The following is a 601-nucleotide window of genomic DNA, read 5'->3' as shown; positions in this document are numbered from 1 at the left end:
CCCCATGTCGTGTGCAGATAAACTCTGCATCGGCAGCCAGTTCGGCGGAACGTCGATCGCCAGTTGCAATGACGATTGCAAATAACGCACGTTAACCCCAGCGATGGAAGAAACGTCAATCCTGTCTTCCGTTCCTGGCAACGATTTGGCCGTAACGCCAACCGCTATTAGATCTTGCCGCTGGAGAAAGTACTGCTCGCCAATGCGCTCGACTTCGGTAATATGCCCCGTCGCTCTTTGATTGATCACCAATTCTAGTTTCAAGCTAATATTGTTAAACTTATCAAAAGAAAAGTTTTCAGGACTCGGTAACTCAGAAAAACTGTTGGGTGAGTTCGCACAAAGGCCAATATTGCTCCACGCCATACTTAGTAATCCAAGCCAAAGCAAGACATACATTTCATTGCGTCTGTTCATTATTATCATTATTGCGTCAATGGTATTTTGTAGCGTTTACCTCCAATATTCGCACTCAAACTCATATTGTTTATATTCTTATATGAAATAGGCCAAACCTTATATTGCTCTGGAAGAATATAACCGGCTAATCCTTCAGAAATCATTAACGGTTCTTTATTCGGAGAATCCAGTTGTAAATTCA

At 42.4% G+C, this 601-nt stretch carries 1 pseudogene; it reads right to left on the bottom strand.

Annotated features, from left to right (window positions below):
- Positions 1-366, bottom strand: a pseudogene (locus R7R24_RS28510) (fimbrial biogenesis outer membrane usher protein); the annotation flags it as partial.
- Between the last annotated feature and the right edge of the window lie 235 nt (positions 367-601).

It is taken from the genome of Vibrio sp. 704 (assembly GCF_033339295.1).
This window is presented reverse-complemented; position numbering and strand designations above follow the sequence as displayed.